The organism is Paracidovorax avenae ATCC 19860 (assembly GCF_000176855.2).
GTDB classification, from domain to species: domain Bacteria; phylum Pseudomonadota; class Gammaproteobacteria; order Burkholderiales; family Burkholderiaceae_C; genus Paracidovorax; species Paracidovorax avenae.
Window position 1 is genome coordinate 1,540,955 of record NC_015138.1, and the last position, 26,473, is coordinate 1,567,427.

Annotated in this window: 20 protein-coding genes; 10 read left to right on the forward strand and 10 right to left on the reverse strand. The window is 68.8% G+C overall.

Going from position 1 to position 26,473, the window contains the following annotated elements:
* Positions 1-227 precede the first annotated feature (227 nt).
* The 5 genes from ACAV_RS06840 to ACAV_RS06860 all read left to right on the forward strand — a co-directional run bounded on the left by ACAV_RS06840 (position 228) and on the right by ACAV_RS06860 (position 9,395).
* The gene (locus tag ACAV_RS06840) at positions 228-1,484 is read left to right on the forward strand and encodes an efflux RND transporter periplasmic adaptor subunit (RefSeq protein WP_013593846.1); all 1,257 of its coding nucleotides are present in this window, start codon (positions 228-230) and stop codon (positions 1,482-1,484) included.
* A gap of 32 nt (positions 1,485-1,516) precedes the next feature.
* Positions 1,517-4,762, forward strand: a complete 3,246-nt coding sequence (locus ACAV_RS06845; RefSeq protein ID WP_013593847.1) for an efflux RND transporter permease subunit — start codon at positions 1,517-1,519, stop codon at positions 4,760-4,762.
* Positions 4,763-4,777: 15 nt separating this feature from the next.
* The gene (locus ACAV_RS06850) at positions 4,778-6,250 is read left to right on the forward strand and encodes an efflux transporter outer membrane subunit (protein WP_013593848.1); all 1,473 of its coding nucleotides are present in this window, start codon (positions 4,778-4,780) and stop codon (positions 6,248-6,250) included.
* Between the two features lie 205 nt (positions 6,251-6,455).
* Complete coding sequence (locus ACAV_RS06855; RefSeq protein WP_013593849.1) at positions 6,456-7,895, forward strand: NAD-dependent succinate-semialdehyde dehydrogenase; 1,440 nt, start codon at positions 6,456-6,458, stop codon at positions 7,893-7,895.
* Between the two features lie 228 nt (positions 7,896-8,123).
* The gene (locus tag ACAV_RS06860; RefSeq protein ID WP_013593850.1) at positions 8,124-9,395 is read left to right on the forward strand and encodes an FAD-dependent oxidoreductase; all 1,272 of its coding nucleotides are present in this window, start codon (positions 8,124-8,126) and stop codon (positions 9,393-9,395) included.
* A 34-nt stretch (positions 9,396-9,429) separates the two neighbouring features.
* Here the strand turns inward: ACAV_RS06860 and ACAV_RS06865 are convergent, their stop codons facing one another.
* The 7 genes from ACAV_RS06865 to bfr form a co-directional block, all read right to left on the reverse strand.
* A complete protein-coding gene (locus ACAV_RS06865) occupies positions 9,430-11,667 on the reverse strand; it encodes a TonB-dependent siderophore receptor (RefSeq protein ID WP_013593851.1) in 2,238 nt (745 codons plus the stop codon).
* Between the two features lie 111 nt (positions 11,668-11,778).
* The gene (locus ACAV_RS06870) at positions 11,779-12,498 is read right to left on the reverse strand and encodes a DUF4198 domain-containing protein (protein WP_013593852.1); all 720 of its coding nucleotides are present in this window, start codon (positions 12,496-12,498) and stop codon (positions 11,779-11,781) included.
* Between the two features lie 119 nt (positions 12,499-12,617).
* A complete protein-coding gene (locus ACAV_RS06875) occupies positions 12,618-12,974 on the reverse strand; it encodes a DUF3325 domain-containing protein (RefSeq protein ID WP_013593853.1) in 357 nt (118 codons plus the stop codon).
* Positions 12,975-12,979: 5 nt separating this feature from the next.
* A complete protein-coding gene (locus ACAV_RS06880; protein ID WP_013593854.1) occupies positions 12,980-14,668 on the reverse strand; it encodes a PepSY-associated TM helix domain-containing protein in 1,689 nt (562 codons plus the stop codon).
* Positions 14,665-14,973 (reverse strand): DUF3649 domain-containing protein, encoded by a 309-nt coding sequence (locus tag ACAV_RS06885; protein ID WP_013593855.1) that lies wholly within the window; start codon positions 14,971-14,973, stop codon positions 14,665-14,667. Before ACAV_RS06885 ends, ACAV_RS06880 begins: the two co-directional genes overlap by 4 nt.
* 19 nt (positions 14,974-14,992) lie before the next feature.
* Positions 14,993-17,167, reverse strand: coding sequence for a TonB-dependent siderophore receptor (locus tag ACAV_RS06890; RefSeq protein ID WP_013593856.1), 2,175 nt, complete (start codon positions 17,165-17,167; stop codon positions 14,993-14,995).
* Between the two features lie 335 nt (positions 17,168-17,502).
* On the reverse strand, positions 17,503-17,979 hold the full coding sequence (bfr, locus tag ACAV_RS06895; RefSeq protein WP_013593857.1) for a bacterioferritin: 477 nt from the start codon (positions 17,977-17,979) through the stop codon (positions 17,503-17,505).
* Positions 17,980-18,266: 287 nt separating this feature from the next.
* Here bfr and ahpC point away from each other — a divergent pair, with 287 nt between their 5' ends.
* The 3 genes from ahpC to ACAV_RS06910 all read left to right on the forward strand — a co-directional run bounded on the left by ahpC (position 18,267) and on the right by ACAV_RS06910 (position 21,153).
* Positions 18,267-18,842, forward strand: coding sequence for an alkyl hydroperoxide reductase subunit C (ahpC, locus tag ACAV_RS06900; protein ID WP_013593858.1), 576 nt, complete (start codon positions 18,267-18,269; stop codon positions 18,840-18,842).
* 143 nt (positions 18,843-18,985) lie between these two features.
* Entirely contained in the window at positions 18,986-20,554 is a 1,569-nt protein-coding gene (gene ahpF / locus ACAV_RS06905; protein WP_013593859.1) for an alkyl hydroperoxide reductase subunit F, read from the forward strand.
* A gap of 239 nt (positions 20,555-20,793) precedes the next feature.
* Positions 20,794-21,153: a hypothetical protein gene (locus ACAV_RS06910; protein ID WP_013593860.1), complete on the forward strand. Its 360-nt coding sequence runs from the start codon at positions 20,794-20,796 to the stop codon at positions 21,151-21,153.
* A gap of 520 nt (positions 21,154-21,673) precedes the next feature.
* On the opposite strand, the gene ACAV_RS24505 is transcribed toward ACAV_RS06910, so the two are convergent.
* Complete coding sequence (locus ACAV_RS24505) at positions 21,674-22,477, reverse strand: DUF6402 family protein (protein WP_013593861.1); 804 nt, start codon at positions 22,475-22,477, stop codon at positions 21,674-21,676.
* A gap of 201 nt (positions 22,478-22,678) precedes the next feature.
* Between ACAV_RS24505 and ACAV_RS06915 the strand changes: the two genes are divergently transcribed.
* Positions 22,679-23,764: an IS5 family transposase gene (locus ACAV_RS06915; RefSeq protein ID WP_049791218.1), complete on the forward strand. Its 1,086-nt coding sequence runs from the start codon at positions 22,679-22,681 to the stop codon at positions 23,762-23,764.
* 180 nt (positions 23,765-23,944) lie between these two features.
* On the opposite strand, the gene ACAV_RS06920 is transcribed toward ACAV_RS06915, so the two are convergent.
* Complete coding sequence (locus ACAV_RS06920; protein ID WP_013593862.1) at positions 23,945-24,865, reverse strand: restriction endonuclease; 921 nt, start codon at positions 24,863-24,865, stop codon at positions 23,945-23,947.
* A 128-nt stretch (positions 24,866-24,993) separates the two neighbouring features.
* Here ACAV_RS06920 and ACAV_RS06925 point away from each other — a divergent pair, with 128 nt between their 5' ends.
* Positions 24,994-25,425: a hypothetical protein gene (locus tag ACAV_RS06925; protein ID WP_013593863.1), complete on the forward strand. Its 432-nt coding sequence runs from the start codon at positions 24,994-24,996 to the stop codon at positions 25,423-25,425.
* Positions 25,426-25,434: 9 nt separating this feature from the next.
* Here the strand turns inward: ACAV_RS06925 and ppsR are convergent, their stop codons facing one another.
* Positions 25,435-26,256: a posphoenolpyruvate synthetase regulatory kinase/phosphorylase PpsR gene (ppsR, locus tag ACAV_RS06930; RefSeq protein ID WP_013593864.1), complete on the reverse strand. Its 822-nt coding sequence runs from the start codon at positions 26,254-26,256 to the stop codon at positions 25,435-25,437.
* Between the last annotated feature and the right edge of the window lie 217 nt (positions 26,257-26,473).

Sequence of the window (26,473 nt, forward strand, 5' to 3'; positions counted from 1 at the left end):
CAATACACCGCCGCTGCCACGGAAGGTATTGACCTCAACGATGGTTGAGGTTTGAGAATCCGGCCCCGTTGCCGTCTCCGCGCCTGGGCGCGGCCTGTCCCTTTCGATCTCTTCGATGCATTTTTCCGGCCTGCGGGCCGGAGGGGGAAGGCTTTGCCCGGCCGGTGCCGATACCGATTTTTTTGCTTGCGACACCACCGTTTTCAGACACACCCGAAGGATCTGCCATGCCGTCATCCCGACCCATTTCCCTCTTCTCGCCCGCGCGCCGCTGGTGGACCGCTGCCGGCGCCGCAGCCGCCATCGCGGCCGGTGGCGGGGCCCTGTTCGGGCTTTCCGCCTCGCACGCCGAGGCGCCGGCCGCCGATGCCGCGCCCCCGGCCGTGCCGGTGTCCGTCGCCGCCGTGGTGCAGCAGGACGTCGCGCTGTGGGACGAGTTCTCCGGCCGGCTCGAGGCCGTGCAGCGCGTGGACATCCGCCCGCGCGTGGCCGGCGCCGTGCAGGCCGTGCACTTCCGCGAAGGCGCGCTGGTGAAGCAGGGCGACCTGCTGTTCACCGTGGACCCGGCGCCCTATGCGGCCGAGGTGGACCGGGCCGATGCCCAGGTGGTGGCCGCACAGGCCCGCGTGTCGTACACCCGCAGCGAGATGGAGCGCGCCAGCCGTCTGTGGGAGGAACACGCCATCGCCCAGCGCGAGCGCGACGAACGCGTGAACGCCCAGCGCGAGGCCGAGGCCAACCTGCGCGCCGCCCAGGCCGCGTTGCAGACGGCGCGCCTGAATCTGGGCTATACCCAGGTGCGCGCGCCGGTCGCGGGCCGCGTGGGCCGCATCGAGGTCACTGTGGGCAACCTCGTGGGCTCCGGGGCCGGCGCGCCGGTGCTCACGACGCTGGTGTCGGTCAGCCCGATCTACGCCAGCTTCGACACCGACGAGCAGATCGTGGCCCGCGCGCTGGAAGGGCTGCGCTCCGGCCAGAGCGCCCGCACGCTCATCGAGCGCATTCCCGTGCAGATGGGCACGGGCACCGCCGGCAGCATGCCGCACACCGGCCACCTGCAGCTCATCGACAACCAGGTGGATGCGCGCAGCGGCACGGTGCGCGTGCGCGCCGTGTTCGACAACGCCGATGGCGCCCTCATGCCGGGCCAGTTCGCCCGCATCCGCATGGGCCAGGCGAAGAGCACCCAGGCCGTGCTGATCAATGAACGCGCCGTGGGCACGGACCAGAGCAAGAAGTTCGTGATGGTGGTGGGCGAGGGCAACAAGGCCGAATACCGCGAGGTGCAGCTGGGCGCGCCGGTCGATGGCCTGCGCGTCGTCACCTCGGGCCTGAAGGCGGGCGAGCGCATCGTCGTCAACGGCCTGCAGCGCGTGCGCCCCGGCGCCGTGGTCGCCCCGCAGGAGGTGCCCATGGCCGCCAAATCCGAACTGGGCGGGGAGGGCGCGCAGGCGCGCGCCGCCGCCCGCCAGCCCGCGGCCTGAGCGCAGGGCTCCAGAGAGCAGAGAACGACACCATGAACCTCTCCCGTTTCTTCATCGACCGCCCCATCTTCGCCGGGGTGCTGTCGGTGCTCATCTTCCTGGCGGGGCTGATCGCCCTGCGGGCGCTGCCGATCTCGGAATACCCCGAGGTGGCGCCGCCCTCCGTCGTGGTGCGCGCCACCTACCCCGGCGCCAACCCCAAGGTGATCGCCGAGACCGTGGCCACGCCGCTGGAGGAATCCATCAACGGCGTGGAAGGCATGCTCTACATGGGCAGCCAGGCCACGACCGACGGCGTGATGACGCTCACCGTGACCTTCGCGCTGGGCACCGACCCGGACAAGGCGCAGCAACTGGTGCAGAACCGCGTCTCGCAGGCCGAGCCGCGCCTGCCCGAGGAAGTGCGCCGCCTGGGCGTCACCACGGTCAAGAGCGCGCCGGACCTGACCATGGTCGTGCACATGGTCTCGCCCAACGGCCGCTACGACATCGACTACCTGCGCAACTACGCCGTGCTCAACGTGAAGGACCGGCTGGCCCGCATTCCCGGCGTCGGGCAGGTGCAGATCTTCGGCGGCGGCGACTATTCCATGCGCGCCTGGCTGGACCCGCAGAAGGTGGCGCAGCGCGGCCTCTCCGCAGGCGACGTGGTGGCCGCCATCCGCGGGCAGAACGTACAGGCGGCCGCCGGCGTGGTGGGCCAGTCGCCCGGCCTGCCGGGTGTGGACATGCAGCTGTCGATCAACGCCCGGGGCCGCCTGGCCACGGTGGAGGAGTTCGGCGACATCATCGTCAAGACCGGCGCCGACGGGGCCGTGACGCGCCTGCGCGACGTGGCCCGGCTGGAACTGGGCGCGGCCGACTACTCGCTGCGCTCGCTGCTCAACAACGACCCGGCCGTGGGCATGGGCGTCTTCCAGGCGCCCGGCTCCAACGCGCTCGACATCTCGGCCAACGTGCGCGCCACCATGGCCGAACTGCAGAAGCACATGCCCGAGGGCGTGGAGTTCCGCATCGCCTACGACCCCACGCAGTTCGTGCGCGCCTCCATCCACTCGGTCATCCAGACATTGCTGGAAGCCATCGCGCTGGTGGTGGTCGTGGTGATCCTCTTCCTGCAGACCTGGCGCGCTTCCATCATCCCGCTGCTGGCCGTGCCGGTGTCGGTGGTGGGCACGTTCGCGGTGCTGCACCTGCTGGGCTTCTCGATCAACGCGCTGTCGCTCTTCGGGCTGGTGCTGGCCATCGGGATCGTGGTGGACGACGCCATCGTGGTGGTGGAGAACGTCGAGCGCAACATCGAGGCGGGCCTCTCACCGCGCGAAGCCACCTACCGCGCCATGCGCGAGGTGAGCGGACCCATCATCGCCATCGCGCTGGTGCTGGTGGCCGTGTTCGTGCCGCTGGCCTTCATCAGCGGGCTCACGGGGCAGTTCTACCGCCAGTTCGCGGTGACCATCGCCATCTCCACCGTGATCTCGGCGATCAACTCGCTCACGCTGTCGCCCGCGCTCAGTGCGCTGCTGCTCAAGGGCCACCACGAGCCCAAGGATGCGCTCACCCGCGGCATGGACCGCGTACTGGGCGGCTTCTTCCGCCGCTTCAACCGCGTGTTCCACCGCGGCTCGGAGGCCTACAGCGGCGGCGTGCGGCGCGTGATCGGCCGCAAGGCGCTGATGCTGGCCGTCTATCTGGTGCTGGTCGGCGCGACCTGGGGCCTCTTCAAGGCCGTGCCCGGCGGCTTCGTGCCCGCGCAGGACAAGCAGTACCTGGTGGGCTTCGCGCAGCTGCCCGACGGCGCCACGCTGGACCGCACGGAAGACGTCATCCGCCGCATGGGCGAGATCGTGAAGAAGAACCCCAACGTGGAGGACGCCATCGCCTTCCCGGGCCTGTCGATCAACGGCTTCACCAACAGCTCCAACGCGGGCATCGTGTTCGTCACGCTCAAGCCCTTCGCCGAGCGCCGGCGCGCCGACCAGAGCGGGGGCGCCGTGGCCGGCCAGTTGAATCAGGCCTTCGGCAGCATCCAGGATGCGTTCATCGCCATGTTCCCGCCCCCGCCGGTGGCGGGGCTGGGCACGACGGGCGGCTTCAAGCTGCAGATCGAAGACCGCGCCTCGCTGGGCTATGGCGCCATGGACGCGGCCGTGAAAGCCTTCATGGCCAAGGCCTACCAGACGCCGGAACTGGCGGGGCTGTTCACCAGCTGGCAGGTCAACGTGCCGCAGCTGTACGCCGACATCGACCGCACCAAGGCCCGCCAGCTCGGCGTGCCGGTGACGGACATCTTCGAGACGCTGCAGATCTACCTGGGCAGCCTGTACGCCAACGACTTCAACCAGTTCGGCCGCACCTACAGCGTGCGCGTGCAGGCCGATGCGCCCTACCGGGCGCGGGCGGAGGACGTCGGCCTGCTCAAGGTGCGTTCCACCACGGGCGAAATGGTGCCGCTGTCGGCCCTCATGAAGATCGAGAACAGCTTCGGCCCCGAGCGCGCCATGCGCTACAACGGCTTCCTGTCGGCCGACGTGAACGGCGGTCCCGCGCCCGGCTTCTCGTCGGGCCAGGCGCAGGCCGCCGTGGAGCGCATCGCCGCCGAGACGCTGCCGCCGGGCATCGGCTTCGAATGGACGGAGCTCACCTACCAGGAGATCCTGGCCGGCAATTCCGCCGTGCTGGTGTTCCCGCTGGCCATCCTGCTGGTGTTCCTGGTGCTGGCCGCGCAGTACGAAAGCCTGACGCTGCCCATCGCCATCATCCTGATCGTGCCCATGGGCCTGATGGCCGCCATGGCCGGCGTGTGGCTCACCCGCGGCGACAACAACGTGTTCACCCAGATCGGGCTGATCGTGCTGGTGGGGCTGTCGGCCAAGAACGCGATCCTGATCGTGGAGTTCGCGCGGGAACTGGAGTTCGCCGGCCGCACGCCCGTGCAGGCCGCCATCGAGGCCAGCCGCCTGCGGTTGCGCCCCATCCTGATGACCTCGCTGGCCTTCGTGATGGGCGTGCTGCCCCTGGTGCTGTCCACCGGCGCCGGCTCGGAGATGCGTAGCGCCATGGGCGTGGCGGTGTTCGCCGGGATGATCGGCGTCACGGCCTTCGGCCTGTTCCTCACGCCGGTCTTCTACGTGGCCCTGCGCCGCCTGGCGGGCAACCGGCCGCTGCAGCAGCACGGCAGCCACGTGGCGCCGATCACCGACGCCGGCCACGGCATCCCGGGCCATGGGGCCTCGGCGCACCCCGTGATCGCCGCGCCGCGCAGCCTGCACGAATGAGACGGAGCTTTTGCCATGACGATGTTTTCTCCTTGGGTTTCCCTCTCGCGGCTGGCACCGCTGGCCGCGGCCCTGGTGCTGGCCGGCTGCATGAGCACTCCGGCGGTGCCGGAACATGCCGGCGTGGCCGTGCCCGCCGCCTTCAGCGAGGCCGCCGGCTCCGCATCGTGGACCACGGCACCGCCCGCCGAGGCGCAGCCCCGCGGCACCTGGTGGCTGGGCTTCCGCGATCCGGTGCTCGACGATCTGGTGCAGCGCGCCGGCAGCGGCAACACCAGCGTGCAGGAGGCCGCCGCCCGGCTGGCCGAAGCGCGGGCGCTGCTGCGCTCTGCCGACGCCAGCCGCGCGCCCCAATTGGGCGCCTCGGCCGGCGTCGCGCGGCAGGCCGGCGCCAACACGGCCACGGGCGGCCCGGCGCCTGCCACGCTGGCCACGGCGGGGCTGAACGTGTCCTATGAACTGGACCTGTTCGGCCGCCTGTCGCAGGCCAGCGATGCCGCGCGGCTCGACGCCCGCTCGCGCGAGGCGCTGCTGCAGAGCGCGCGCCTGATGGCCCAGGCGGACACGGCCCAGGCCTACCTGCAGCTGCGCTCGGTGCAGGCCGAGCAGGCCCTGGTGCAGGAGGGCCTGGCCGCCTACCGCGATACCTTGCGCCTGACCGAGCGGCGCTACCAGGCCGGCGACGTGGCCGAACTGGACGTGGCGCGCGTGCAGGCCGAGGTGGCCGCCACCGAATCCGACGCGCTCGCCCTGGAGCGCCAGCAAGCCGTGCTGACGCATGCGCTGGCCCTGCTGGTCGGCGAGGTGGCCACCGGCTTCACCGTGCCCCCCGCAGCAGGCGAGGCCACGCTGCCCGTCATTCCCCCAGGCGTGCCGGGCACGGTGCTGGCGCGCCGGCCGGACGTCTCGGCGGCGCAGGCGGCCGTGCTGGCGGCGCAGGCCCGGGTGGGCGTGGCCCAGGCGGCGTGGTTCCCGGCCGTCACGCTCACGGGCAACGGCGGCTATGCCTCGCCGGAACTGGGCGACCTTTTCAAGTGGTCGGCCCGGTCCTGGGGCATCGGTGCGCTGCTGTCGCTGCCGCTCTTCGACGGCGGCCAGCGCCAGGCGCAGGAAGATGGTGCCCGTGCCCGGCTGGAAGGCGCGCTGGCCGCCCACCGCGGTCAGGTGCTCACGGCCTTCCGCGAGGTCGAGGACCAGCTCAGCGCGCTGCGCCTGCTGGCCGGCCAGGCCGAGGCCCAGGGCCGCGCCGTGCAGTCGGCAGCGCGCGCCACGCAGCTGTCCGATTCGCGCTACCGCAACGGCATGGTGAGCCAGCTGGAACTGCTCGACGCCCGCCGCAGCGAACTGCGCAACCGCCGCCAGGCCCTGCAGGTGCGCACCGCGCAATACACGGCCACGGTGGGCCTGATCCGCGCACTGGGCGGCGGCTGGGGAGACGGGGGAGCGACAATGGGGGACGAGGAGCGGCCGGTCGCGCGCAACGGTTGAAAATTCCCGCAAGTTGGGTAACGCGGCGTAGCAAAGCGGCGCCACGCCAGCGCTGGGAGGCCAACCGGCCTATAGTGCTTCTTTTTGTTGCCGGACCCCGCCATAGGTCACGGCTAGGATACGGGCTGCCGCCCGCCATGCCCGCGGCAAGGCCGGCCCGTCCCCCCCATTCCATGTCCCTATCAGCTACCGCAGGAGCACACGCATGACGTATCCGAGCACACGCCTTTTCATTGCCGGTGAATGGCAGGATGCCGCCGATGGCAAGACCATCGCCGTGCACAACCCGGCCACGGGCAAGGAAATCGGCCGCGTGGCCCATGCCGGCCGTGCCGACCTGGACCGTGCCCTGGAGGCGGCCCAGAAAGGCTTCGAGGCCTGGCGCGACATCCCCGCCGTTGAGCGCGCCCGCACCATGCGCCGCGCGGCGGCCCTGATGCGCGAGCGCGCCGACGCCATCGCCCGCATCCTCACCCAGGAGCAGGGCAAGCCCCTGGCCGAGGCGAAGGTCGAGGCCATGGCCGCCGCCGACATCATCGAATGGTTCGCCGACGAGGGCCAGCGCATCTACGGCCGCATCGTCCCGGCCCGCGGCAGCCTCGCCGTGCGCCAGCTCGTCCTGAAGGACCCCGTAGGCCCCGTGGCCGCGTTCACGCCCTGGAACTTCCCCATCAACCAGGTGGTGCGCAAGCTGGCCGCCGCCCTGGCGTCCGGCTGCTCCATCCTCGTGAAGGCCCCCGAGGAAACGCCCGCCAGCCCCGCCGAACTCATCCGTGCCTTCGCCGATGCCGGCGTGCCGGCCGGCACCGTGGGCCTGGTGTACGGCAATCCCGCCGAGATCTCCAGCTACCTGATCCCGCATCCGGTCATCCGCAAGGTCACGTTCACCGGCTCGACCCCCGTGGGCAAGCAGCTGGCGGCGCTGGCCGGCCAGCACATGAAGCGCGTGACCATGGAGCTAGGCGGCCATGCCCCGGTGATCGTCGCGGACGACGCCGATGTGGAGCTGGCCGTCAAGGCCGCCGGTGGCGCGAAGTTCCGCAATGCCGGCCAGGTCTGCATCTCGCCGACCCGTTTCCTGGTGCACGAGAGCATCCGCAAGGATTTCGTGGCCGCGCTGGCGCGCCACGCCCAGGCCCTGAAGGTGGGCGACGGCCTGGCCGACGGCACCCAGATGGGCCCGCTGGCCAACCCCCGCCGCATCACGGCCATGGCCGAGCTGATGCAGGATGCCGTGCAGCACGGCGCCCAGGTGGCGGCCGGCGGAGACCGCATCGGCGGCGACGGCAACTTCTTCCAGCCCACGGTGCTGGACGACGTGCCCGTGTCCGCGCGCATCTTCAACGAGGAGCCCTTCGGCCCGGTGGCCGCGGTGCGCGGCTTCGAGAAGATCGAGGACGCCATCGCCGAGGCCAACCGCCTGCCCTACGGGCTGGCCGGCTATGCCTTCACCCGCTCCCTCAAGCACGCCCACCTGCTGTCGCAGCGGCTCGAAGTGGGCATGCTGTGGATCAACCAGCCCGCGTCCCCGTCCGCCGAACTGCCGTTCGGGGGCTTGAAGGACTCCGGCTACGGTTCCGAGGGAGGCCCGGAGGCGATCGAGGCGCACCTGAACACGCGCGCGGTGTCCATCACCAACGTGTGACCGGTCTGGCCATCGACTCCGGGGCGGTGCCCCGGACAGCCCCCGCGGACACCTATCCCGGGGGCTTTGTCACATGGTGGGGGCGCCGGCAGGGCGAGCCGCGGCGGCGTTGCCAGCAAAAGCGTTCCATGCTGCGGATTCGCAGGGGTGGAAACCGGCGATACCTTGAAGACCGGCTGCCGGTCATGCACAGTGGGCCACTGTCACTCAGAATTCAGGCGGGAGAACATGTCAAACCACGGCGACGCAGACGATGTGCTGCACGTGGCCATCGTCGGCGGCGGGGCTTTGGGCCTCGCGTCGGCATACCACCTCATGCAGCGTGCGCGGCGCCTGGGAGCGTTCCTGGACGTGCATGTCTTCGATGGCCGCGAGGCCACGGAGGCGCACGGCCATGGCCACGGCTTCGAAGCCGGAACGGGGGCGGCCGCCGCCCAGGCTCCGGCCGGTGGGGGGGATGATGACCGCACGCCGCTGGATGGCAACGGGCTCGCCGTGCCGCTGATCCGCACCGTGCACCGCGCGGCCATGGCCCTGCGCGGCCGCATCCGGCTCGACTACTCCTGCGGGCGCTTCTTCGACGACTGCCTGCGCGACCCGGAAGCGATGCTCGACGAGGCGGCGCGCACCCTGTCGCTGTCCATCGACTGGCGCGATGCGCGTGTTCTGGACGCCCTCGTGCAGGTGCGCGACGGCTACTACTACCCCCTCATCTCGACCATGTTCCTCTGCGACCCATCGGGCCCGCAGAACACCCCGGTGCAGGCGGCCCTGGAATACATCCGCTGGAAGGAAGACGGCCGCTCCCTGCCCGAAACCGATTTCACCGACGACGCGTCGCGCAAGTGGGCGGAGTCGCTGGCCGCGCACCTCGAGGAACGGTCGGACGAGCAGGTGGCCGTCACCATCCGCTCGGGCGGCCGGCTGCTGGTGCGTGTGATGAGCGACATGGTGGAGGTCCTGCGCGGGGGCGAGTCCCGGATCTTCGATATCTGCGTCATGGCCAATTCACCGGGCGACGCCCTGCGCGTGCTGGCCTTCGACGCCGCCACCGCGGCCTTCGGCGTGCGGGTCGGCCGCATCCTGGACAGCGTCTGCGAGACGGACGACGAATCCGCCTGGTACGAGAGCGAGGGCATGCCGCCCTCCCGGCCAGCGGGCACCTCTCCGGGAGGCGCCGCCTGGCGGCCTGCGGAGTGGAACGGCGAAGCGCCCGGGAGCCCGGCCGCGCGGCCGCCGCCGCCCACCCGGTCGGGGCCGGAAGACAAGGCCTGGGCCGCCTTCCGGCACCACGTGTTCGATGTGTCCGTGAAGGCCCGGGCCGACATCCGGGCGCTGAACGAAGCCTTCGTCGAAGGCTGGCGCGAGGGGCTGGGGCGTGTCCCCTGCGCCGAGATACCGCCGCTGCTGTTCGTGGGCGGCTGGCCCTATGGCGCCGTGCTGCAGGAGCAGTGCATGGAGCAGGCAGAGGAACTGGGCAACTGGCTGTTGCCCGAGTGAGGTCTCCCGGGGGGCACGCCCCGGGAAAGTTACGTCAGAAGCGGTAGGTCGAGGTCAGCATGTAGGTGCGCCGCTGGCCGTAGAAGCAGTCGCCGCGCGCCAGGCACTGCGTGATCTGCACCTTGTCCGTCAGGTTCACCACGTTGAAGGCCAGGCGCCAGTCGCCCGCGTCGTAGGCCACCATCGCATCCGCGAGCGTGGCCGCCGGCGTGGAGATGGCAGACGACCCGCTCCACTGCGAGCCCGTGTAGCGCACGCCGCCGCCCACCGTCCACTGGCCGCGCCCGCCCGCGGCGAACCGGTGCGACACCCAGGCGGAGGCCGTGTGCTTCGACACGCCCGCCACCGGCTGGCCCTGGTCGCCCGCGTTGCTGCGCGCGATCTTCGCATCGGTATACGCATAGGCGAGCGTGGCGTCCCAGCTGCGGGCGATGCTGGCGGTGAACTCCGCCTCCAGGCCGCGCGTCCTGGTTTCGCCGATCTGCAGGCTGTTGAGCGGATTGGTCGGGTCGGTCGTCTTGCGGTTCTTCTCGCGCAACTCGTACACGGCGGCATAGGCCGAGATGCCGCGGCCTTCCGGCTGCCATTTCACGCCGGCTTCCCACTGCTCGCCGCGTTGCGGCTTGTACGGATCGCCGAAGAAGTTCACGCCGCCCAGCGGCTGGAACGACTCGGCATAGCTCAGGTAGGGGGCCCAGCCGCCGTCCATCTGGTAGGTCGCACCCAGGCGCTTGGTCCAGGCCGTGTCGTCCACGGCGGCGGCGGGGCGGCCTTCGGTCTCGGTCTTGGCGCTGTCATGGCGCAGGCCGAGCGTGGCGGTCCAGCGGTCCCAGCGGATCTGGTCCTGCAGGTAGACGCCCCACTGGCGCTGCGTCACGCCCGGCTGGCGCACCAGGGCGGATTCGGACGGCGGCGTGAAGTTGCCGTACACCGGCGCGTAGACGTCGATGCCGCTCACGGTCTTGAACCACGACGACTGGCTGGTGGCGTTGCGTTGCGCGTCCACGCCGGCCAGCAGCGTGTGCTCGGTGGCGCCGGCCTTGAGCTTGCCTTCGATTTGCGTATCCACCATCAGCAGGCGGCTGGCGTTGCGCTGCCAGATCGCGTCGCGCAGCAGGGTGCGGTTGTCCGCCTCGAACACCGGGCGTGCCGGCCGGCCCGTGGCGCTGTTGGCCGTGAAGCTCGTGTACATGCTGCGGTAATCGACGTCGCTCACCGTGCGGCGCAGGTTCTGTCGCACGGTCCATGCGTCGTTCACGCGGTGGCTGAAGAGGTAGCCCCAGGAGTTGTTCTCGGTGTCGTAGGCGTCCCAGCCGGGCTCGCTGATGAAGGCCGAGGTGGGGATCTGGCCGTAGGGGCTGGACAGGCGCGTTCCCTGCCACGGGAAGAAGCCGATCAGCGATCCGCTCTTGTCCTTCTGGTGCGTGAACTGCAGCGTGAGCGACGTGGCGGCGCTGGGCTTCCATGTGAGCGAGGGCGCGATGATCAGCCGGTCGTCACTCACGTGGTCGACCTGCGAATCGCTGTCGCGGCCCACGGCCACCAGCCGGTAGAGCCACTGCCCGTCCTGCGTGAGCGCCCCCGTCAGGTCGGTGGCGATCTGCTTGCGGGCGTGGTTGCCCACCTGCACCTGCACTTCGCGCAGCGGCTCGGCCTGCGGGCGCTTGCTGGTGAGGTTCAGCACCCCGCCCACGCTGCCCTGGCCATAGAGCACCGACGACGGGCCGCGCAGGAATTCCACGCGCTCCAGCAGGTAGGGATCGGCCTTGACGTTGTTGTAGGTGCCGTAGGTGCGCAGCAGGCCGTCCTGGTACTGCGTCACGTCGCCGCCGCGCGCCTTGAAACTGTCCACGCGGCTGTCGAAGTAATTGGACACCATGCCGGCCGTGTAGGCCGTGGTCTGGCGCAGGGTCTGCGCGCCCTGCGCCTCCATCTGGTCGCGCGTGACGACGCTGATGGCCTGCGGCGTTTCGATCAGCGGGGTATCGGTCTTGGTGGCCGAGAGCGCGCGGCGGGCCACGAAGCCGGAGACGGGGTTCACGGGGTTTTCCTGCTGCCCGTCAGCGCTCACCGTCACCGGGGCGAGCGTGGCTTCCGCTGCCGGGGCATTGGCCGTGGCGGCAGCCTGCTGTGCATGCGCTGCGGGTGCGGCGACCAGGGCACACAGCGTGGCGGCGGCTGCGGACAGGGCCTGGACGAGCGTGCGCGGTGCGAAGTCGGGGCGGGGCGCATGCCGGTGGGGGGCGGTGAGAAGGTCGAAGGATGGGGTCATTGCAGAAAAGAAAGAGCGCTCGCGCTGCCAGGGGGCGGCGTGCGAGAGGGATTGCGGAAACGCAGACAGCGCGCTGCGCCGGGTGGCGTGGCGCCTGAGTGCGGTGGGGGATCAGTGCGCCGGTGCGGCTGGCAGGGCGGGGGATTCCATGCCCTCGGCCTGGGCGAAGGTGAGCGTGGTGAGGTAGGCCGTCTCGCCGTACTTCTCGCCATTGCGCTCCCCGGAGGCCGGGTCGGCGTGCTTCACCTCGGCCACGTACTGGCCCTTCCACGGCAGGGAGAAGCGCACCGTGCCGTCCGCACCGGTCACGGCCTCGCGGGCCCAGCCGGAGGGCGCGGCCAGCGTCACCTGGGCCTTGGGCAGCGGCTGGCCGTTGAACACCACGCGCAGTTCGCCCGGGCTGCCCGTGGGCACCACGTCCAGCGGCGCCGTGGCAGCGACGGGGCGGGACAGGTCCGCGACCCAGCGCGCGGCGGGGCGCCAGAGCAGCGCGGGCTTGCCACCCTTGGTGCGGTCGATCACCGGATAGGGAGCTTCCGCGAACAGCGTCTCGGCGGCGCCGGGCAGTGCGTAGGCGAAGGCGGTCGCGGTACGACGGCCTTCCACCCGCGTGGCCGCAGCGGCGCCCGCCGCACGGACCTGCAGCACCGGCACGCCCTGGAACCTGTCCAGCGCGCCCGGCGATTTTTCGATCACGTTGTCGGCATATTCGCCGAACTGCAGCCGCGCCTGGCCGTTGCCGGCTTCGAGCCACACCTGGTGGGCCTGGGCACCGGCAGCGGCGCAGGCGGCGAAGAGGGCGGTGGCCCAGGGGCGGAAGGACGATGGCATCGGTTGGCTCCTTGAAAGGTGGAAAGGTCGATAAAAAGCAATGCGGCGGCGCGCCGGAGGCTCCGGCGGCGGGGACTGGAGGCCAGGACTGTTGCCGCACGGGGGCGGCCGGGGCCCGGTCAGCCCGTGGCGTGCGGCCCCAGGGCGGCCGCCAGGGCCGCCCACAGCACCGCCAGCGCCAGGGCCGAGGCCGATAGCCCGGGCAGGCGCCGCGGCCACCAGGTCGCCGCGGCGGTGGCGCCCAGCGCCGACACGGAGAGCGCCACGGCCCACCAGGTGACCGACAGCGGCACGCTGGCCATGCGCGGCCACGCCACGGCCAGGACCAGCGACAGGCCCAGAACGGCCCATCCGCCACGGCGCAGGGCGCGCAGCCGCGCCGGGTCGCCTTCGCGGCCCCATGCGTCCTCGTGGTGCCGGTCCATGCCCAGCGCGATGCCGGCCCAGCCGGCGAAACACAGCAGCAGCTCGAGCATGGCGGTCATGCTCCTTGCGCGGGCGTGGTGCCGGACGGCGCACCGGGCTGCACGGCAGCGCGCGCCGCCTTTGGCGTGGCCGCCGCGCGGCGGCGCAGCAGGTGCCGGGCCAGGGCGCCGAACACCAGTCCGGCGGCCAGGAACGACAGGTCCATGCCGGCCCAGGCCCATTCGCCCGCGGGCAGCGTGATGCCCAGGTGGGCCGAGGTGGTGGCCGCGTTGATCACCGGCAGCGCCGCGAACAGCGCACCCGCGGCCCCCAGCAGCAGCGCCCAGCCGCGCCGGTCGGGCCGGAGCAGGCCGATGGCCAGGCCCGCGCCCCAGGTGCCGAAGAACCATGCGAGCTCCGCGTCGGCGCGCCCGGGCGTGGACAGGGGCAACAGCCGGTTGGCCGCGAGGAAGGCGGCGACCGCCAGGGGCAGCCCGCCCATCAGGCCCACGTTCAGGCTGGCCACCAGCCGCTCGCCGAAAGGCAGGCCGGCATCGCCCGGCTTGCGCTGCGCCTGCGCGCGCCGCTTCACCGACCAGAGCACCAGCCCGGAAGCGATCATCAGGCTGCCCAGCACGCCGAAGCCGAACAGCGCCCAGCGCATCCCCGGGCCCGCGAAGCGGGCGAGGTGCAGCCCGTAGAGCACGCGGTAGGTTTTGATCGCGGGTGTCTGCGGATCGATCAGCGCGAGCTGCCGCGCCGTGGCCCCGTCGAAGCGCAGCCGCGCGGGGCCGTACTGCAGCCGGTCGCCATCGTGCCGCGTGACCTCCACCACCGTGCCGTCCGCGTCGCGGCGCGCCGAAATGTTGCCGATGCGGGCATCGCCCCAGGTGCGGTGGGCGCCCGCCACCATCGTGGCCAGGTCCAGCGGCGGCAGGGGCGCGGCGGCTTCCGCCGCCCCGCGCGCGCGGCGTGCGCTGCGGGTGCCCGGCTCGTCGCCCTGCATCTCCGCGAAATAGGCCTGCGAATCGGTGCCCTTGGGCGTCGCGTAGGCGGCCGCGATGCCGGCGGGCATGTAGAGCGTGTGGAAGATCATCAGCCCGCTGAAGGTGATGACGAGATAGAACGGCAGCGCCAGCACGCCGGACACGTTGTGCGCGTCCAGCCAGGCGCGCTGGCCGCCCTTAGTCGGACGGAAGGTGAAGAAATCCTTGAAGATGCGCCGGTGCGTCACCACGCCCGTGAGCAGCGCGATGAACATCAGCAGCGTTGCCACCCCCACGATCCAGCGCCCCTGCAGCGCCCAGCGGCTCTGGTGCGCCGTGCGCAGCTCGAAGTGGAAGCGGTAGAAGAATTCCCCGCCCATGGTCTCGCGCGTGCCGATCGACTCGCCCGTGGACGGGTCCATGAGCAGGGTCTGGAAGCGGCCATTGGCACTGTCGCGCCAGAGCACGGTGACGGCCGGCAGGCGCCCGTCGGGCAGGCGCATGATCCACTGCGTAACGCCCGGTGCGTGGCGGTGCAGCGCTGCCTGCGCCCGGTCCGCCACGTCGGGGCTCGGGGCCGCCAGCCCGTGCATTTCCGGGCGCATCCAGAGATTGAATTCGCTCTTGAAGAAGCTCAGCGTGCCGGTGGCGAAGATGGCGAACAGCAGCCACCCCAGCACCAGGCCCGCCCAGGTGTGGACCCAGGACATCGCCTGCCGGAAGCCCTCGCGCCCGGGCGCCGCGGCGGCGTGCGCGGTGTCGTTCGAAGCTGCCGTCATGCCGCGCCTCCCCACAGGCGCGGCGCGACCACGCAGGCGCCCAGCAGCAGCGCGGGCACGCCCACCCCGGCCCAGGCCGACCATGCGGTGCGCGCATAGAACGCCCAGGCCACCGCGCCGGCATACACCAGCCACGAGAACATCGTCGCGGCCAGCACCGCCTCCACGCGCGGCATCGCCAGCGCCAGGGCCAGCGCGCCGGCCGCCGTGGCGGCGGCGGCGAGCGCATAGCCGCCGGCCGTGGCAGCCAGCGCGCGCGATGCGATCGCCAGGCGGTACTTCCAGAGGGGACGGGTGGGTTTCATGGCGGCGGCTTCCGGGCGGTCAGAAGGCGTAGTCGAGCGTGACCTGCAGCGCGCGCGCCTCGCCCGGCGTGACCGAGGTGAAGCCCGCGGCATTGCTGGTGCCGTCGAGGTAATAACGCTTGTCCGCGGCGTTCTTCAGGTTGGCCTGCAGCCGCAGCCCGCCGGCCATCTCGTAGCCCACGGCCAGGTCGGCGACCGTATAGCCCGGCAGGCGCCGCCGGTTGTCGTTGGCCAGGAACTTGTCGCCCTGGTGCGTGAGGCCGCCGCCCACCCACAGGCCGGGCACCGCGGCGATGCGGTACTGCGTCCAGAGCGATGCGGTGCGCTTCGTCGCCAGCGCCACGCGGTTGCCCACGTTGGCGCCCGCCACCGTGTCGGCCAGCACCTTCGGGTCCATGAACGTGGCCTGGGCGGTCACGGTCCAGCCCGGCGCGATGCGGCCCCTGGCCTCCAGCTCCAGTCCGCGGATGCGCTGGCGGCCCGTGAGCACGGAATAGCCGGGGTTGGCAGGATCGCTGGCGGGGCTGTTGGTGAGTTCCAGCTCGAACAGCGACGCCGTTGTCAGCAGCCGGCGCGAAAGCCATTCCTGCTTCACCCCCACCTCGATCTGCTTGCCTTCGGATGGCGGTGCCGCCACATTGCCCGCGAGCAGCGTGCCCACGTTGGCCTGGAACGAGCGCGCATGGCTCACGTAGAGCATGCTCTCCGGCGTGGCCTCCCAGCTCAGCGCGAGTGAAGGCTGGGTCTTGCTCGCGTCCAGTTGCGGCTTGACATAGCGGTCCTTCAGCCGGTCGTGGCGCAGGCCGGCGGTGAGCGCCCAGGGCCCCCAGGCCATGCGGTCCTGCACGTAGATGCCCGGGTTGCGCGTGTCGCTGGCGACCGCGGGCGCACCGGTGGACGCCGCGGGCGGGGCGATGCCCGTCATGGGGCGCGACAGATCGACGGCGGGCAGGGTGCCCGTGCCGCTCGCGCCGTAGCGGCTTTCCATCGCGCGCCAGTCCACGCCCGCCAGCACGCGGTGCTCCACCGCACCGGTGTGCCAGCGCCCGCGCAGCTCGGCCAGCACCGTGTCCGAGGTGTAGCTCTGCCCCGGCGCGAGCCAGTAGCCGCGCGCCACCCGGCCGGCGGACACGCCCGACAGCATCGGCAGCAGCACGTCGCGCTCCGTCTCGTTGCGCGACACATACAGGCGCGCATCCAGCGCATCGGTGAAGCGGTGGGTCAGCTCGCTCGCATAGAAGCGCATGCGGCCCTGGGTGGTGAGCCAGGGCTCGCCGTAGAAGTTGCCCTTGTCCAGCGCGTCGGCGCTGCGCGGGTCGGACGGCACCGGTACCGGGAGGCCGGGATAGGACGTGGTTTCCAGGCGGTAGGTCTCGGCCTGCACCCGCCAGCGCGTCTGCGGCGAGATGCGCCATTCCAGCGCCCCGCCCAGGCCGCGCTTTTCCGGGGTGATGCCGTCCACGGCGCTGCCGCCGCGGCTGGCCCCGCCGGTCAGGCGGTACAGCAGCGTGCCTTCGGAGTCGATCGGCCCGGTCAGGTCGAATTCCCCGGAGCGCCAGCCGTAGCTGCCGGCGCCCAGGCGCACCGAGCGCAGCGCCTCGGCCTGCGGCTGCTTGCTCACGTACTGGATCAGCCCGCCCGGTGCGACCTGCCCGTATTCCAGCGCCGCAGGCCCCTTGATCACTTCCACCCGGTCGATGTTGAACAGCGGCGGATCGATCAGGTGCATGAACTTGGCGCCGTCCCGCAGGTAGTTGTAGGTGTTGTTGGCCCACAGGCCGCGCACCGAGAACTGGGAATAGGAACCGTAGTACTCGCTGCGCGAGGCCACGCCCGAGGCGTTGCGCAGCACCTCGCGCTCGGTGGTGGCAGCCTGCTGCTCCAGCGTCTCGCGCTCCACCACGCTCACGGAGCGCGGCGTCTCCAGCATCGACAGGCCCAGCCGCGACGCGCTCTGCGCGCGCCGCGCGGGCGTGCCCGCCTCGCCCGAACGGTCCGCGCTCACCTGCACTTCGCCGAGCGTTGCGGGACGCTCGTCCCCGGCCTGCGCCTGCGCGCGAGCGGCCAGGGGCGCGGCGGTCAGCAGCACGGCACCGCAGTACAGGCCTGCACGGGCCAGGGCATTGCCGGAGGAACCACCCCGGCATGTGGCACGGCGGGGCAGGGGTGGGACGGAGACAGGGGAGGACAGCATGGCGGCAGACTTCAAGACGGCAAAAGACCTGAGTGCGCTGGCTGCCGGGGCGCGAGGGCCGTGTCCGGACTGGCTTGCGGTGGGAGCGCCGTTCAACGCTTGCGGCGAGAGGCCCGGGCAGGGTGCGCGGGCGGCGGCTCCAAGGCGATGGATTCTAATTATTTTTGATACGCATTCTCATTTGTGTGTGGAATTCTCCAAATTTCCACCCAACGCATGCAACTTTTCCCGAGGGTCTCGCCATGCCGCGTTCGGAGCCCGCGGCGGCCCAAAAAAAACGGGCCCGCAGGCCCGTGGTATCGGTATCGCCGGCCCGTGCACCGGCGCTGCTGGCGTCAGTCCGCCTCGCCCATCTGCGACTGCAGGTAGTTCTGCACGCCCACCTGCTCCACGAGGCCCAGTTGCGTTTCCAGGAAGTCGATGTGCTCCTCGGTGTCCTCGAGAATCTCCTGCAGCAGGTCGCGCGAGACGTAGTCGCGCACCGTTTCGCAGTGGGCGATGCCCTCCTTGATGGTGGCCTGCGCGCCGCGCTCGGAGCGCAGGTCGCATTCGAGGATCTCCGGCACGTCCTCGCCGACCTGCAGCTTGCCCAGGTCCTGCAGGTTGGGCAGGCCGTCCAGCATGAAGATGCGGTCCATGATACGGTCGGCGTGCTTCATCTCGCCGATCGACTCTTCATACTCCTTCTTCGCCAGGCGGTCGAAGCCCCAGTGCTTGAGCATCCGGTAGTGCAAAAAGTACTGGTTGATGGCCGTCAGCTCGTTCTTGAGCTGGGCCTGCAGATGGGAAATGACCTGGGCGTCGCCTTGCATGGGGCTCTCCTCGTAATAATGGAATGGTGCGGTGTCGGCGCGATTGTCGTGATGCCCGCCCGCCACGGCAAGGCGAAGCCCCCACGCGCCCGGTCTGCCTGCGTGTGACACTGAGTTGTGTTCTCATTGGAGGGCCCGCGGGCATGGCGGTTGCCCCGCCAGCAGCCAGGGCTGCACGCAATAGTTCTATCCAATCGATTGAATGGAATCAATTAATTGGATTGATTGGGCTGACGCCCCTAAACTTCGTCTTGTCATTCAGCAACCCACCAACCGAGGAAACAGCAATGTCCCTGATCAATACCCAAGTCCAGCCTTTCAAGACCGAAGCGTTCGTGAACCGCAATGGCAAGGGTGAGTTCATTACCGTCACGGAAGAGAACCTGAAGGGCAAGTGGTCCGTGCTGATCTTCATGCCGGCCGCCTTCACGTTCAACTGCCCGACCGAGATCGAAGACGCTGCCGACAACTACGCCGAGTTCCAGAAGGCCGGTGCCGAGGTCTACATCGTGACCACCGACACGCACTTCTCGCACAAGGTGTGGCACGAGACCTCCGACGCCGTCGGCAAGGCCAAGTTCCCCCTGGTCGGCGACCCGACGCACCAGCTGACCAACGCCTTCGGCGTGCACATCCCCGAAGAAGGCCTGGCACTGCGCGGCACCTTCGTGATCAACCCGGACGGCATCATCAAGACGATGGAAATCCACTCCAACGAGATCGCCCGCGACGTGTCGGAAACCCTGCGCAAGCTCAAGGCCGCCCAGTTCACCGCCGCCAACCCCGGCCAGGTGTGCCCCGCCAAGTGGAAGGAAGGCGCCAAGACCCTGACGCCTTCGCTGGACCTGGTCGGCAAGATCTAATCGCCCGCGCGATCCGGAAGCGCCCCGCGCGCTTCCCCCGGCCGGACCCCCGCATGGCGCTCGCGCGCCGTGCCGTCCGGCTTTTTTTCGCCCGTTTTCCGGCCATCCCGGGCCCCATAACTCGAAATACCTGAAGGACACCCATGCTCGACGACCAACTCAAATCCCAACTTTCCGCCTATCTGGAGCGCGTGACGCAGTCGTTCGAGATCGTGGCGTCGCTGGACGGCAGCGAGACCTCCGTGCAGATGCGCGACCTGCTGGAAACCATCCAGTCCCTGCGCAGCGACAGGATCAGCCTGCGCACCGACGGCAACGATGCCCGCAAGCCGTCCTTCACTCTGCAGCGTGCCGGCACGCAGACGAGCCTGCGCTTCGCCGGCCTGCCGCTCGGCCATGAATTCACCTCGCTCGTGCTGGCGCTGCTCTGGACGGGCGGCCACCCGCCGAAGGTGGAGCAGGACGTGATCGAGCAGGTGCAGGCGCTCGACGGCGACTTCGACTTCGAGGTGTACATGAGCCTGACGTGCCACAACTGCCCGGACGTGGTGCAGGCGCTGTCGCTCATGGCCATCCTCAACCCCCGCATCCGCACCACCGTGATCGAGGGCGGCGCCTTCCAGCAGGAAGTGACCGACCGCGAGATCATGGCCGTGCCCATGGTCTTCCTCAACGGCCAGGTGTTCGGCTCCGGCCGCATGACCATCGAGGAAATCGTCGGCAAGCTCGACACCGGCGCCGCGAAGCGCGAAGCCGCCAGGCTGTCCGCGAAGGAAGCGTTCGACGTGCTGATCGTCGGCGGTGGCCCGGCAGGTGCCGCGGCGGCCGTGTACGCCGCCCGCAAGGGCATCCGCACCGGCATCGCGGCCGAGCGCTTCGGCGGCCAGGTGAACGACACGCTGGACATCGAGAACTACATCTCGGTCAGCAAGACCGACGGCCCGAAGTTCGCCGCCGCGCTGGAGCAGCACGTGCGCGACTACGAGGTGGACCTGATGAACCTGCAGCGCGCCCGCGCGCTCCGGCCCGCTGCCACCGAAGGCGGCCTGATCGAGGTCGAGCTGGAGAACGGCGGCACGCTCTCGTCCCGCACCGTGATCATTTCCACCGGTGCACGCTGGCGCAACATGAACGTGCCGGGCGAGGAGCAGTACCGCACCAAGGGCGTGACCTACTGCCCGCACTGCGACGGCCCGCTCTTCAAGGGCAAGCGCGTGGCGGTGATCGGCGGCGGCAACTCCGGCGTGGAGGCCGCGATCGACCTGGCCGGCGTGGTGGCCCACGTCACCGTGCTCGAATTCGCGGGCGAGCTGAAGGCCGACGCCGTGCTGCAGCGCAAGCTGCGCAGCCTGCCGAACGTGGACGTGATCCTCAACGCGCAGACCACCGAGGTGAAGGGCGACGGCAACCGCGTGACCGGCCTGAGCTACAAGGACCGCACGAACGACGAGCACCATGTGCTCGCCCTGGAAGGCATCTTCGTGCAGATCGGCCTGCTGCCCAACACCGACTGGCTCAAGGGCACGGTGGACCTGTCGCGCTTCGGCGAGATCGTGGTGGACTCCCACGGCCGCACCAGCGTGCCGGGCGTGTTCGCGGCCGGCGACTGCACCACGGTGCCCTACAAGCAGATCATCATCGCGGCCGGCGAGGGCGCGAAGGCGGCGCTGGGCGCGTTCGACCACCTGATCCGCACGACCGCCCCGGCCTGACGGCGCGCTGCGAAGCGGATGGAAAGAAGGGAGCGGCCTGGCCGCTCCCTTTTTCGTTGGCGCGCCTGCCACGTGGCAGCACCGCGGCACGGACGCATCCCTTCACGCAGGAAGGGCTCGTGCACCATTTTGTGATTGATATTCATTCTCATATACTTGCCGGCGGCAAGCCATGCATACGTCCCCGGGGCGCTGTTCCACGAGCCAGCCACACCAACGCACCTCCAGGAGTTCCCTGCATGTCCGACGCCTCCCGTCCCTCCGCCAACCCGCTGCTCCATCCCTCCGAAGCCGAGCCGGGCCTGCCCTGCGCCGAGGCGCTGCTCGCCGGCACCCTGGCCCTCATGACCGGCTACGCGCACAGCGACCGCGCGGGCGACCGGGACGCCATGGGCCGCAAGATCGCCGCCCACCTGGAGAGCCTCGCGCGCATGGACGGTCTGTCCCCGCATTTCCGCACCATGGCAGGCAACCTGAACAACCGCTGGTCGCGGCGGCTGGGCCTGGCGGCGGGGGAGGGGGCTGCGGTGCAGGCTGGCCCGAGCGCTGCGGAGCTGCAGCGGCGGCTCTGGCATACGGCGCCAGCATCACTTCAGTGAGCCTTGTTGCAAGCGCTATTGCCACCCCGCGATTTTTCTAGAGGTTTGTCGAGCGGGAGGATTAGCGGATGCATGAGCTTGAACATCCCTGCCTCTAAAGATAGCGGGGCCGCTGAAGAAGGCTTACTTTCCCGGAGACTCTGCAGGTGCAGCCACATCGCTGGGCAGAGGCCATTCAGCAATCAACGGAATGTCAACGCTGGTGGGCGACCAGCGAATCTGTTCGACCAATTGCACGGCTTCGATATCTTGCTCTTGCAGCACTTGGCCTTTCCACGTCTGGAGCCGTACGAAACCCGGTGCGTCCCCCGCGGAGCCCGGAAACATAAGCCAGGGCATATTTGTGCGAAATACTGCGACTCGAAAGCGTTCATCAGGACTGACGAAGGTTTTGTAAATGCTTGAGCAGCACAACTTGCGTCCGCTGGGTGTGAACCACAGCCATGTGCAAGCTCCCAAGATTACTAGAAAAAGTAATGCTATAAGCCCATGGTGATTTGACTTTTTCATGTGCATCTGGTCAACGTTTAAACGTAAAAGTATTATTCGTGCTTTGCTTCAAGATGCGCATGTCGGAATAAACAATATAATCGCAGCTTCTTCCGTTGGACGAGCGCCAATTTCTAAAATCTGAATTATGGACGTTGAATCCTCCATTTAGGCTGGTGCGACCTACGCTATTGGTTTCAAAATTCCAGTTGCCGAGATCCTGGTCTTCTCCAGGCCGGTCGTTAAAGTCGTAGGAGTCTCTGACGTATATGCCCACCTCCTCGATCGTCACCAAGTAATTTCCAGTTGGCATCTTGATTGGGGGTCCTGATTTCACCTCTTTCTCTGCCATCTCGGCTTCTACATTGCCTCCCAGCACTAGACGGAAAGTGAAATTTCCCAATGATGCCCGAAGATCATCCATAGGGCCTATCAGCATATCCATGATGCCACCCACTATGCGGAATTGAATGGCTTCATCGTCCATTGCCTGCGGCATTCTGGGTATGAGAAAGCGATGACTCCCGTTGCTTAATGTATTTTTTCTTGTGAGTAATTTGATGATTTCTCGGCGTGCTGCGTCATTCATCCATATACGCTCTGCGACTAGCGTGTCGTAGACTTGGCGAGCGCGGGAAAAGCTGAGCACCCAATCCATGGTAACTATATCTGTCGATGGAGGTCCGCTGGCAGGTACATTATTTGCAGCGCCTGCAAACCATCTCTCCATCAGCTTTGCTCCACGCTGCCAGTTGTTTGCAAGCATTACGCTGGGTATTTTTGTGATGTCCAGGGTGGGCGTGGTTTTTGGCGATTGCTTTTTGGGGTCCTGCATCTCTACTTCGGAGAATAAAAATAATTTCCGATTTGAGCATGCTTTTCAATCTTCAGTTGGTGATTTTAGGTTTGGAAAAATAAAGGAGATCTTTGGGTTGAATAAATTCTTGTCATATTTTGACAGTGATGATAGGGAACCTCTCAAAACCCGGCCACTCCCTTGTTCACCGACAAGACCTGAGCCGTCCTCCTTGCCATGATCTCTCCTCGCAGCGCCTTGAAGTTCGATCTGTTTGCCGAGGCGTCGCGCCAGCATAAGAGAGATGAAGTGGGCGATCCGTTGCAGGTGATCGCGCGGCACATCGACTTCGCCGAGCTGGCGCGGCTGGTGGATGCACTCATCGAGCGCGGCGATGGCCGCAAGGGTGGTCGGCCGGCCTATCCCATCGAGGTGATGGTGCGCATCCTGGTCTTGAAGCGCCTGTACAACCTGTCGGACGAGCAGATGGAATACCAGTTGCTGGACCGGGCGAGCTATCAGCGCTTTTGTCTGCTGCAAGACGCGATGAACGTGCCGGACCGCAACACGATCTGGCGCTTCGGCGAGCGGCTGGGCGTTGACGGGGCGACGGCGTTGTTCCAGGGTGTGGATGCGCAACTGCACCGCCATGGCTACATCGCCCGTGGCGGACAGGCCATCGATGCCACGCTGGTGCCCGCGCCCCGCCAGCGCCTGGACAGGCAGGAGCGCGAGGCCCTGGCCGAAGGCAGAACGCCCGATTGGAGCGAGGCCGAGCGCCGGCAAAAGGATGTGGACGCCACGCACACGAAGAAGCACGGCAAGGGCTACTTCGGCTACAAGCTCAGCGTGAGCGTGGACCTCAAGCACGGCTTCATCCGCAGGATCGCCACGGGCACGGCCAGCGAGCATGACGGACACCACTTCGACGAGGTGCTGGACCTGCACAACACCGGGCGTGCAGTGCATACGGACAAGGCCTACGCGAGCCGGCAGCGCCAGCAGCTACTCAAGGTGCTGGGCTTGGTGGACGCGATGCAACGCAGGGCTCGGCCGGGCAAGCCACTGAGCGAGTGCCAGCAAAGGCGCAACCAGCGCATCGCAAAGAAGCGTGCCAAGGTGGAGCATGTGTTTGCCGGTCTCCGTCACCTGGGCGGCAAGTTCGTTCGCACGATCGGGCAGACCCGCGCCACGGTGGCGATGACGATGATGGCTGCCTGCTACAACCTCAAGCGCCTGGCGTCGTTCCTGCATCGGCAAGTGGATGCGTTCTTCAAGCCATCGGCTGCCAAGGCACGGGTGCGCCTGCAACCGTCAAAAGCGTGAGCCTTGCGGGGGGCAAAGGCCCCTGTACATGGGCTGCGTCCCACCCACCGAGCAGGTGTCCGAGCGCATTCGGGGCGCTGGAATCTGACGACACGCCGGAAAAACTGGCTGGTGGCGGTTGTGAGAGGCTCCCGATAGTGCGGTTTCGTTCAAGGGCGATGCTTGAATAATTTCTTTGGGTCACAGAGGCCGCGTACCCCGGCAACGCGGGTAACCCGAGCATCCCCAGAACCCATGCCCCGCCGACGCCCCGCGCCGGGCGACCCGGCGCACCATCGGCTGCGCGCACACGGGGCAACTGGGCGGCGCCTCGGTCCCGGAGGTTGGATCAGAAGCGGGAGGGGCAGTGGGTTCATTGCCTGCCGGCTGCTCCGCGGGCCGGGCCTGCGTCTGCGCCTGTGGCTGGGGCCGTGCCTGAGGCTCCGGCGCGGACCGCCCCTGCCGTATCAGCCGCAGCAGCGCGGGCCCGTCGATCAACTGGATATTGCGCCCGCTGGCGAATTCCGTGGCCTCCTGCGTGAAGCTGCCCGACGTCACGACGAAGCCGCCCGCCGAGCCGCGCGCGGCCATGACGCCGTACAACTCGCGCACCACGCTGACGCCGACCTTGAACGCCTTCCATTGCTTGCATTGCACTAGGAACTTCTCGCCGGCCTTGCCGAGCACGAGATCGACGCCCCCGTCCGCGCCGCCGCCACCCGTTTCCGCCACCAGGTAGCCCTGCCGCCGGAAGCCTTCGCCCACGAGCCTTTCGAATTCCTTCCAGTCCATGCCGTGCAGCGCGTCGGCCGCCGTGCTGCGGCATGCGGTGTCGATCAGCCGGCGACGCTCGCGCCGGCGCACGGCGGACGCCAGGGCGCCCATGGCGCAGATGAGCGGCACGATGAACTGCCCGGCGTAGGCCAACCCTCGCCAGATCCCGTGGGTGGCCAGGTGCGTGATGTCCTGCGGCGCGCTCGCCGCCGGCAACGGGGCGTTGGCCAGCCGGTTCAGCACCACGTAGCCCAGGATGGCGAGCAGCACGCCCACCCACCAGGGCAGCCATGCCACCAGTTCCATCAGGTCATCCAGGACGGATGTCTTCCCTCTTCTTCTCGCCATGGCGGCTTCCTCCCTTATTCTCTCTTGTGCGGAGATTCTGCAATATTTCCCGTCGCGCGCCAGCCCGGCCACATGTGCCGCCCGTTGGCGCCGCGGGGTGTCTTTTCCCCTCCACTCCCGGCTGAACGATGAATGTGGCGCTGGACTTGATCGGTGAACGTGGCTGTGGGTTCGTGCGCGTGTCCGCCGTGGGCCGCCATGGCACTGCGCTGGTGCGACTGCTGGAATCCTTCGGCCTGCAGCCCGATGCCGGTGCGCTGTCCGAAGTGACGCGCGAGGTGGCCGCCGCCTGCGTCAGCGCATTGCTGTGGCGCGACATGGCGTACGGCGTCGAGCTGATGCCCCGGGAGCGGGCCGCTGCCCATGCGAACCGCTTCCTGGAGGAGTGCGCCGCGGAGGGGGCCAGCTTCTTCACCAACGGCCGGTGGGACCTGTACCACGACGGAGGAGGAGGGGCCCCCTCCACCTGGTCGCCGCTCACCTCCGCGACCTTCAGCGCGGCGGTCCTGGTGGTGTGCCCCGCGGGGGCCACCTGCCTGCTGGTGGAAGACGAGGACTGACGGCGGAGGTCAATACACCAGCCGCTCCGGCCGCACCTCCTGCAGGATGGTCGTCGCGATCTCCTCGATGCTCTTGGTGGTGGTCGAGAGCCAGCGGATGCCCGAGCGCCGCATCATCGCCTCGGCCTCGGCCACCTCGTGGCGGCAGTTGGCGAGGTCGGCGTATTTCGAGCCCGGCCGGCGTTCGTTGCGGATCTGCGAGAGCCGCTCGGGCAGGATGGTGAGGCCGAAGATCTTCTTGCGGTGCGGCTCCAGCGCGGGCGGCAGCTGCCGGCGCTCGAAATCCTCGGGGATGAGCGGGTAGTTGGCCACCTTCAGGCCGCACTGCATGGCCAGGTAGAGGCTGGTGGGGGTCTTGCCGCTGCGCGACACGCCCACCAGGATCACGTCGGCGCCGTTCAGGTCGCGGTGGCTCTGGCCGTCGTCGTGGTCCAGGCTGAAGTTGATGGCCTCGATGCGGTCGGTGTATTCCTTGCTCAGGCTCACGTCCGCGAAGCGGCCCACGCGGTGCAGCGACTTGATGCCCAGCTCGCCTTCCAGCGGGCGGATGAAGGTGCCGAACATGTCCAGCAGCATGCCCTGGCAGTTCTCCTGGATGATGCGCAGTACGCTCATGTTGACCAGGGTGGTGAACACGATGGGCTTCTTGCCCTCCAGCTCGGCCGTGTGGTTGATGCGGCGCACGGCCTGGTGGGCCTTGTCCTCGGTATCGATGAACGGCAGGCGCACGTGGCGCGGCTTGATGTCGAACTGCGCCAGGATGGCGTTGCCGAAGGTCTCGGCGGTGATGCCGGTGCCGTCGGAGATGAAGAATACGGTGCGCGTGTGCATGGATGGGTCGGGGCTTTCCGCGGTGATCGTTCGCTGGGTGGGCTGCTGGCTGGACCGGGGGGCCGGCCGTGTCCCACAAGCGCCTTGCGGCCGGCCGCCCTACAATCGCGCCCATTATTCCCATTTCCACCATGCACGCGCCCGGCCCACAACCAGAACAGCCAAGCCACAGCGTGTCGTGCATGCGTGAAGACGGCGCCCCCGCCAGCCCGCCTCC

What these genes read in the sequence shown, in the direction of transcription:
- ACAV_RS06860 (WP_013593850.1), top strand. Translation starts at nt 8,124, where the DNA reads ATGTCAAACCACGGCGACGCAGACGATGTGCTGCACGTGGCCATCGTC.
- ACAV_RS06870 (WP_013593852.1), bottom strand. Translation starts at nt 12,498, where the DNA reads ATGCCATCGTCCTTCCGCCCCTGGGCCACCGCCCTCTTCGCCGCCTGC.
- ACAV_RS06865 (WP_013593851.1), bottom strand. Translation starts at nt 11,667, where the DNA reads ATGACCCCATCCTTCGACCTTCTCACCGCCCCCCACCGGCATGCGCCC.
- ACAV_RS06885 (WP_013593855.1), bottom strand. Translation starts at nt 14,973, where the DNA reads ATGAAACCCACCCGTCCCCTCTGGAAGTACCGCCTGGCGATCGCATCG.
- ACAV_RS06840 (WP_013593846.1), top strand. Translation starts at nt 228, where the DNA reads ATGCCGTCATCCCGACCCATTTCCCTCTTCTCGCCCGCGCGCCGCTGG.
- bfr (WP_013593857.1), bottom strand. Translation starts at nt 17,979, where the DNA reads ATGCAAGGCGACGCCCAGGTCATTTCCCATCTGCAGGCCCAGCTCAAG.
- ahpF (WP_013593859.1), top strand. Translation starts at nt 18,986, where the DNA reads ATGCTCGACGACCAACTCAAATCCCAACTTTCCGCCTATCTGGAGCGC.
- ppsR (WP_013593864.1), bottom strand. Translation starts at nt 26,256, where the DNA reads ATGCACACGCGCACCGTATTCTTCATCTCCGACGGCACCGGCATCACC.
- ACAV_RS06880 (WP_013593854.1), bottom strand. Translation starts at nt 14,668, where the DNA reads ATGACGGCAGCTTCGAACGACACCGCGCACGCCGCCGCGGCGCCCGGG.
- ACAV_RS06855 (WP_013593849.1), top strand. Translation starts at nt 6,456, where the DNA reads ATGACGTATCCGAGCACACGCCTTTTCATTGCCGGTGAATGGCAGGAT.
- ACAV_RS06890 (WP_013593856.1), bottom strand. Translation starts at nt 17,167, where the DNA reads ATGCTGTCCTCCCCTGTCTCCGTCCCACCCCTGCCCCGCCGTGCCACA.
- ACAV_RS06910 (WP_013593860.1), top strand. Translation starts at nt 20,794, where the DNA reads ATGTCCGACGCCTCCCGTCCCTCCGCCAACCCGCTGCTCCATCCCTCC.
- ACAV_RS24505 (WP_013593861.1), bottom strand. Translation starts at nt 22,477, where the DNA reads ATGCAGGACCCCAAAAAGCAATCGCCAAAAACCACGCCCACCCTGGAC.
- ACAV_RS06875 (WP_013593853.1), bottom strand. Translation starts at nt 12,974, where the DNA reads ATGCTCGAGCTGCTGCTGTGTTTCGCCGGCTGGGCCGGCATCGCGCTG.
- ACAV_RS06920 (WP_013593862.1), bottom strand. Translation starts at nt 24,865, where the DNA reads ATGGCGAGAAGAAGAGGGAAGACATCCGTCCTGGATGACCTGATGGAA.
- ACAV_RS06925 (WP_013593863.1), top strand. Translation starts at nt 24,994, where the DNA reads ATGAATGTGGCGCTGGACTTGATCGGTGAACGTGGCTGTGGGTTCGTG.
- ahpC (WP_013593858.1), top strand. Translation starts at nt 18,267, where the DNA reads ATGTCCCTGATCAATACCCAAGTCCAGCCTTTCAAGACCGAAGCGTTC.
- ACAV_RS06845 (WP_013593847.1), top strand. Translation starts at nt 1,517, where the DNA reads ATGAACCTCTCCCGTTTCTTCATCGACCGCCCCATCTTCGCCGGGGTG.
- ACAV_RS06850 (WP_013593848.1), top strand. Translation starts at nt 4,778, where the DNA reads ATGACGATGTTTTCTCCTTGGGTTTCCCTCTCGCGGCTGGCACCGCTG.